1 protein-coding gene and 1 pseudogene are annotated in these 1,107 nt (G+C 45.0%); both read right to left on the reverse strand.

The window, feature by feature from the left end:
* Positions 1-356 (reverse strand): annotated as a pseudogene (locus PX484_RS00460) (zinc ribbon domain-containing protein); the annotation flags it as partial.
* Positions 357-734: 378 nt separating this feature from the next.
* Positions 735-1,107, reverse strand: a 373-nt coding sequence (locus PX484_RS00465; protein ID WP_288102644.1) for a GNAT family N-acetyltransferase, incomplete at its 5' end; no start/stop codon positions are given.

Here is a 1,107-nt window from a genome sequence, read left to right on the forward strand (position 1 = left end):
AACAGCCAGATGTCCATATTTAAGCGTTCATCGGGACTGGGAATATAGCCATAGACTTGGGGAATGTGGAGATGGAAGGGTAACAATTTTAGGTAGAGGGAAATCCAGCTAGGAGGTTCGTCCGGCGCTTGGGGTGCTTGAGCGGGTTTAGTATCAAGAACAATTTGTGGTTGTTTGACCAAATAACGATCATCAATTAGCTCGCCAACACGATAATAGCTTCTCACCCAATCACCGATCATCCATAAATAGCGCTTAACTAAAGGAGTGCCGCATTTTTCACAGAATCTATTAGTGAGAGCGTTCGGGGATAGACAGGTTAGGTTTTGACATTGGAGGGTTGTCACGGAATCCATGAAAACTGCTGACTCCTAAAGCGCGGTTAGTAATCGGTTAATAAAATAGCGTGTTTTTACCCACGATGACTGCCAGTATATTGCAGTGTTTCCCAAATTTTACCCTTTGTCGCTCGATCAGGAATAATTAATGCTGACAGTGCCATCTCTAGGGGTATGTCTGGGGTGTGGGGTGTGGGGAGTGGGGTGTGGGAATTATAAATTATAAATTATAAATTATGAATTATGAATTGGGGAAGTGGGGTGTGGGGTGTGGGGTGTGGGAATTATAAATTATAAATTATGAATTATGAATTGGGGAAGTGGGGGAGTGGGGGAGTGGGGAGAGTAAAGCTGCCTCCTGTCTCCTGACTCCTATCTCCTGACTGATAACAGTTTCTAAATATTTTTCAACATCAGCAAAGAGCGAGTTTGAAAGCCGAGATTTTGGTAGAGAGTGAGAGCATTGTCGTTATTGATGAAGACTTGTAAACCGATGCGGGTTTGTCCGCGACTTTTTGCCCAATCCTTAGCTCGATCGATTAGTGCGCTGGCGATACCTTGGCGACGATGCTGGGGATCGACGTAAATTAGAAAAATATGACCATAGCGATCGCCTGTCACCTGATCGACGGCGCTCCCCATCCAGAGACAAGCGATCGCCGTTTGTTGTCCTTCGACGATCCACAGGGGAGTATCGAGGCAAAAAAACTGTCTGACTGTATCAGCTAGATGGGAGAGGTTTTTTTGTTCGGGAAAAAATTCTTGATAG

This window comes from Microcystis sp. M49636_WE2 (genome assembly GCF_030065375.1).
Classification (GTDB): Bacteria; Cyanobacteriota; Cyanobacteriia; order Cyanobacteriales; family Microcystaceae; genus Microcystis; species Microcystis aeruginosa_C.